The organism is Kitasatospora sp. NPDC004240, assembly GCF_053603215.1.
Genome location: NZ_JBSGFD010000350.1, coordinates 1 through 5061, shown reverse-complemented (window position 1 = coordinate 5061; position 5061 = coordinate 1). Strand labels below are relative to the sequence as shown.

Sequence of the window (5061 nt, the reverse complement as noted above, 5' to 3'; positions counted from 1 at the left end):
GTGGCCGATCCGCCGGCCACCGCCGAGGCGCCGGCCGCCCCGGCGGCCGCGGCAACCCCGGCGGCGGCCGCCGTGACGCCCTCGACGTCGGATCTGGTGGTCATCCCCGCCCGCCCGGCGCCGGCCGTGCCGGGCGGCACCACCGTCATCCGCGCCCTGATCGCCAACCTCGGGCCGGAGCGCACCGCCTCCCCGTTCACCGTGGTGATCACCATGCCGGCGGGGGTCACCCCGGAGGGCCCGTTCTTCCCGGAGAACTGCTACGCGTTCCAGAACGGCCACCGGGTGCGCTGTGCCTTCCCGGCGGGGCTGCCCGCGGGGCGCACCGCCACCGCGCGGATCCCGGTCCGGCTGGCCGCGGACGTCCCGGCCCGCGGCACGCTCACCGACGGCTGGGTCTCGCTGCGCGGCGCGGACGACCCGGACGAGACCGACCACAAGAAGCCGTTCGAGATCACGGTCCTCCAGACCCGGTCCGGCGGACTCCGGTGGAGCCGGTGACGCCCTCCCGGCGTCGCTGAGGCCCCGTCGGCCGGGCCGGCCCCACGGGGGAGCCGGCCGGGCCGACGGCCGCCGTCACGACCGGGCGGAGGGCGTCGCGGTCGGGGCGGAGGTGGGCGCGGGGGCGGGGGCGGCGGTCGCCGGGGCGACCCCTCACAGATCATCCGGCCCGGCCGCCGGGGGCCCGCCACCGTGACCGTCCTGCCACCGGGCGGGCCGAGTACGGCCGCGGAGCACACCCGGTCGGATAAGTTGGTGATCCGTACCGCACCGATCAAGACGACGAGGACCCCATGACCGCGCCCCTGCCCGCCTTCGCCGGCCGCACCTACCTCTTCCAGGTCGACAACGGCGCGGCCTTCCGCAACGCCTACTCGGCCGACGGCAAGCGGCTGCGCTGGGAGGGCCTGGGCGAGTCGGCCGGCCAGGGGGACGACGTGGCGCTGCACGTCGCCGAGGTCGGGCCGCAGCTGTACTTCGTCAGCTGGACGGAGCAGAGCGGCATCACGGTCAGCCACGTCATGGACCTGGCCCGGCTGACCGTACGCGCCTTCTGGACCTACGAGGGCGAGGGCGGCCGGGTGGGCGAGCTGCACACCGGCACGCTGGAGCAGGTGGTCTGAGGCCCGTCCGGGCCCTGCGGGGGTGCCGGCCACTCCCCCGCGAAGGCCCGCGCCGGGTTGGCGACCAGCAGCCGCTCGGTGAGCGCGGCGCCGAACGCCCGGGTCAGCCGGGGCGCCAGCCCGGTCAGCAGGTGGGCGGCGCCGGGGGCGTGCCGGGCCGAGGCGGTGGTCGTGTCGGCGCCGAGCAGGATCCGGTCGGCGTGGCCCGCCGAGGCCAGGGCCTCGACCGCGTCGAGCAGCCGGTGGTCGGTGGCGTGGTGGGCCCGGGAGGGGCCGTCCAGCGCCAGGTACGCGCCGGAGGCGGCCAGCTCGCGGTGCAGCCGGAGGTCGGGCAGCCGGTTGAGGTGCCCCAGCAGCACCCGGTGCGCCGGCACGCCGAGCCGCCCGCAGAGCAGGTCGAGCACCTCCGGGGCGGCGGTGCCCAGCTCGTGGTGGACGGCGACCGGGGCGCCGGTGGCGTGGTGGGCCTCGGCGGCGGCGGCCAGCACCCGGCGGGTGTGCGGCTCCAGGGCGTGGTAGTCGCCGGCCACCTTGATCAGCCCGGCCCGGGGCGCGGCCGGGTCGCCGTGCAGTCCGACCGTGAGCTCGGTGACGAACAGCCCGGCGAGGTCCCGGTACCGCTCGCGCAGCCAGGCCCGGTCGTAGTGCACGGCCTGGTGCAGCCCGGTCGCGGCGATCACGTGCACCCCGCTCTCCCGCGACAGCCGTACCAGTGCGGCGGCGCCGCGGCCCAGGCCGTGCGGGGTCCACTGGACGAGGGCGCGCCCGCCGGCGGCGGCGAAGGCGCGCAGCACCGCCCCGGCCTCCATGGGATCGGCCAGCTCCTCGCCGGGCAGGCGGGGGCTGCGCAGGAACAGGTGGTCGTGCGCGTCGGTGACGCCGAGCCGGGCGGGGTCGAGGTCGCCGAGCACGGTCCGGACGGTCGCGGTCATCGGGCCCGGGCCTCCGCCTCCGTGGCCGCCGCCGTCTCCGTGGCCGCGGACTCGGCGGCCACCACCCGGAGTCCGGCCAGCGCCTTGGGGACGCCCACGTACGGGGCGAGGTGCACCATGACCTCGGTGATCTCCTCGCGGGTGAGGCCGATCCGCAGGCTGTTGCGGACGTGGTCGGCGAGCTGCGGCTCGACGCCGCCGAGGGCGGTGAGGGCGGCCAGGTTGAGCAGTTGGCGGTCGCGCAGGGCGAGGCCGGGGCGCTGGTAGGTGCCGCCGAAGAGGCTGGTGACGATCCAGTCGGCGAAGCCGGGGGCCAGCTCGTCCAGGCCGCGCAGGGTCCGCTCCTGGGTGCGGGGCCCGGCGAGTTCGTCGAGCAGGCGGTGGCCGGCGGCGCGGTCGAGCGGCTGGGGGGTCAGATCGGTGGGCTGCACGGGGCGGTCCTTCCTGGGGTCACCAGTGGCGGCCGGACGGGAGCCGGTCGAGCTCGGGGGCGGACAGGTGGAGCAGTTCGTAGTGCTCGCCGGGGGTGTCCTCGGGGGCCCGGCCGTACCAGAGCGCGAGGTGCATCAGCTCCCAGCGGGCCGGGTCGACCGCGACCGCGGCGGTGTGGAGTTCCGGGTGGCCGGGCAGCGCGGCGAGCGCCCGTTCCACGGCCTCGGCCGGGTCGGCGCCCTCCGGGAGGCGTTCCAGCCGGCGGGTGGCGGTGGCCGGGGCCGCGTCGCGGGCGCAGCGGTACAGCCCGGCGCCGAGCCAGTGGCGTACCGCGGGGCGGCCGAAGTCGGCGCTCAGGCCGCGGAAGCCGGGGCCCCAGAGGAAGCCGTTCATGCCCTCGGCGGTGCGCCACAGGTAGAGCGGCGCGTACTGGTTGACGGGCGATCCGGCGACGCCGCGTTCACGGATCAGGTAGGCCTTGAGGCCGAGGCCGGGGTGGGTGTCCAGCAGGTGGCCCTTGGTGGCGACCCGGCGGCGGACGATCCCCATGTCGTAGTCGGCGGGGAGGGTGATCTCGTACTGCATGGCGTGCACGGTGCCGGTCCTCCTCGGTGTGGGGCGCGTGCGGTGACGGCCCGGCGGGGTCAGCGGGCGCGCTGGGCGGCGAGCAGGCCGAGGACGCCCCGGACCGCCCGCCGGAACGGCTCGGGGTCGTCGGCGGCCCGGGCCAGCACGTAGCCGCCCTGGACCACGGCGACCACGGCGGCCGCGAGGTCGGCCGGGTCGGCGCCCGGGAGGAGGTCTCCGGCGGCCCGGCCCTCGGCGATCACCTCGGCGATCCGGCCGCGCAGCCAGGCGAGGGTCTCCTCGACGGGCCCGCGCAGCCGCGGGTCGGCGATCACCTCGGGGTCCTGCGCCATCCGGCCGATCCGGCAGCCGCGCAGCACCTCGCGCTCGCGGTCCAGGTAGCGGCTCAGCCGCTCGTACGCGTCGCCGGGGCCGGCCAGCTCGGCCGCGGCGACGGCCCGCATCTCCTCGGCGCTGCGGCGCAGGGCGGCGGCGGCCAGGTCGGGCTTGCCGGTGAAGTGGTGGTACATGCTGCCCTGGCCGACGCCGGCGTGCTGCTGGATGGCCTTGGGGCTGGTGCCGGTGTAGCCGCGCTCCCAGAGGAGTTCCCGGGTGCTCTCGATCAGGCGGTCCTGGGTCGTCATGGGAGCACTGTACATACCAGTAGGTACAGAACGCCAGGGACCGACCGGACGTCGGGCTCGCAGGCGGGCGCTCGAAGGCGGGGCTCGCAGGCGGGAACTTGAAGGCGGGCCCCGGGCGAGGGGCCCCTGATCGGCCGTCGAGCTGGCAGGATGGCCGCCATGAGCTACCTCGCCGCGGATGACCGCTACGCCTCGATGACCTACCGCCGCGCCGGTCGCAGCGGCGTGCGGCTGCCCGCCGTCTCGCTCGGCCTGTGGCACAACTTCGGCGACTCCCAGCCGCTGGACGTGCAGCGCGCCGTGCTGCGCCGGGCCTTCGACCGGGGTGTCACCCACTTCGACCTGGCCAACAACTACGGCCCGCCGTACGGCAGCGCGGAGCGCAACTTCGGCCACCTGTACGCGCAGGACCTCCGGCCGTACCGGGACGAGCTGTTCATCGCCTCCAAGGCCGGCTACGACATGTGGCCCGGCCCGTACGGGGACGGCGGCAGCCGCAAGTACCTGCTGGCCAGCCTGGACCAGTCGCTGTCCCGGATGGGCCTGGACCACGTGGACGTCTTCTACTCGCACCGCCACGACCCGGACACTCCGCTGGAGGAGACCATGGGCGCGCTGGACCAGGCGGTGCGCTCGGGCCGGGCGCTGTACGCGGGCATCTCCAACTACCCGGCGGAGCAGCACCGGGAGGCCGTGGCGATCCTGCGCGAGCTGGGCACCCCGGTGCTGATGAACCAGGCCCGCTACTCGATCCTCGACCGCGGCCCGGAGGAGGGCCTGCTGGACGCGGTCGGCGACACCCTGACCAGCCTGATCGCCTACTCCCCGCTCGCCCAGGGCCTGCTGACCGACCGTTACCTCAGCGGCGCGGTGCCGGCCGGGTCGCGGATGTCGGTCGGGCACTTCCTCAAGGAGGAGGCGCTGAGCGGCGCCAAGCTGGAGCAGCTGCGCTCGCTGGCCAAGGTCGCCGAGCGGCGTGGGCAGAGCCTGGCGCAGCTGGCGCTGTCCTGGGTGCTGCGGGACCCGCGGGTGGTCTCGGTGATCATCGGGGCGAGCAGCGTCCACCAGCTGGACCAGAACCTGGACGCGCTGGCCGCCCCCGCGCTGACGGCCGAGGAACTGACCGAGATCGACCGAATCGTCGGCTGAGGAGGCGGTGTCTCTCCGACCACGTGCGGAGCGGCTTCTGATCGGCGCCGTTGTTCCGCTTCACGGTACCGGGGGGTCCTGTGACCGGGTGAGGTGGTCGCGGGTGGTGCCGAGTTTACGCAGGACGGCGGCGACGTGGTGTTCGACGGTGCGTGAGGAGAGGAACAGGGCGGCGGCGATGTCCTTGTTGGTGGCGCCGTGGATCAGGAGGTC

7 protein-coding genes and 1 pseudogene are annotated in these 5061 nt (G+C 75.8%); 3 read left to right on the top strand and 5 right to left on the bottom strand.

Annotated features, from left to right (window positions below; translation table 11 throughout):
• A pseudogene (locus ACWEQL_RS40910) lies at positions 1–501 on the top strand (hypothetical protein); the annotation flags it as partial.
• 293 nt (positions 502–794) lie between these two features.
• A complete protein-coding gene (locus tag ACWEQL_RS40905; RefSeq protein WP_452156460.1) occupies positions 795–1124 on the top strand; it encodes a MoaF-related domain-containing protein in 330 nt (109 codons plus the stop codon).
• Here the strand turns inward: ACWEQL_RS40905 and ACWEQL_RS40900 are convergent.
• The 4 genes from ACWEQL_RS40900 to ACWEQL_RS40885 are packed head-to-tail and all read right to left on the bottom strand — an operon-like array spanning position 1061 to position 3714.
• Positions 1061–2056, bottom strand: coding sequence for a phosphotriesterase family protein (locus tag ACWEQL_RS40900; RefSeq protein WP_452156458.1), 996 nt, complete (start codon positions 2054–2056; stop codon positions 1061–1063). The genes ACWEQL_RS40905 and ACWEQL_RS40900 overlap by 64 nt on opposite strands.
• On the bottom strand, positions 2053–2487 hold the full coding sequence (locus tag ACWEQL_RS40895) for a carboxymuconolactone decarboxylase family protein (protein ID WP_452156456.1): 435 nt from the start codon (positions 2485–2487) through the stop codon (positions 2053–2055). Before ACWEQL_RS40895 ends, ACWEQL_RS40900 begins: the two co-directional genes overlap by 4 nt.
• Positions 2488–2506: 19 nt before the next feature.
• Positions 2507–3082, bottom strand: a complete 576-nt coding sequence (locus ACWEQL_RS40890; protein ID WP_452156454.1) for a DUF4865 family protein — start codon at positions 3080–3082, stop codon at positions 2507–2509.
• A 50-nt stretch (positions 3083–3132) separates the two neighbouring features.
• Complete coding sequence (locus tag ACWEQL_RS40885; protein WP_452156452.1) at positions 3133–3714, bottom strand: TetR/AcrR family transcriptional regulator; 582 nt, start codon at positions 3712–3714, stop codon at positions 3133–3135.
• A 144-nt stretch (positions 3715–3858) separates the two neighbouring features.
• Here ACWEQL_RS40885 and ACWEQL_RS40880 point away from each other — a divergent pair, with 144 nt between their 5' ends.
• Positions 3859–4848 carry an aldo/keto reductase gene (locus ACWEQL_RS40880; protein WP_452156450.1) on the top strand — a complete coding sequence of 330 codons (990 nt, stop codon included), beginning with the start codon at positions 3859–3861 and terminating at the stop codon, positions 4846–4848.
• Between the two features lie 60 nt (positions 4849–4908).
• On the opposite strand, the gene ACWEQL_RS40875 is transcribed toward ACWEQL_RS40880, so the two are convergent.
• Positions 4909–5052 (bottom strand): helix-turn-helix domain-containing protein, encoded by a 144-nt coding sequence (locus tag ACWEQL_RS40875; protein ID WP_452156462.1) that lies wholly within the window; start codon positions 5050–5052, stop codon positions 4909–4911.
• Between the last annotated feature and the right edge of the window lie 9 nt (positions 5053–5061).

Bases quoted from the DNA above. Each gene is read 5' to 3' on its own strand.
- ACWEQL_RS40905 (WP_452156460.1), top strand. From the start codon at position 795: ATGACCGCGCCCCTGCCCGCCTTCGCCGGCCGCACCTACCTCTTCCAG.
- ACWEQL_RS40900 (WP_452156458.1), bottom strand. From the start codon at position 2,056: ATGACCGCGACCGTCCGGACCGTGCTCGGCGACCTCGACCCCGCCCGG.
- ACWEQL_RS40885 (WP_452156452.1), bottom strand. From the start codon at position 3,714: ATGTACAGTGCTCCCATGACGACCCAGGACCGCCTGATCGAGAGCACC.
- ACWEQL_RS40880 (WP_452156450.1), top strand. From the start codon at position 3,859: ATGAGCTACCTCGCCGCGGATGACCGCTACGCCTCGATGACCTACCGC.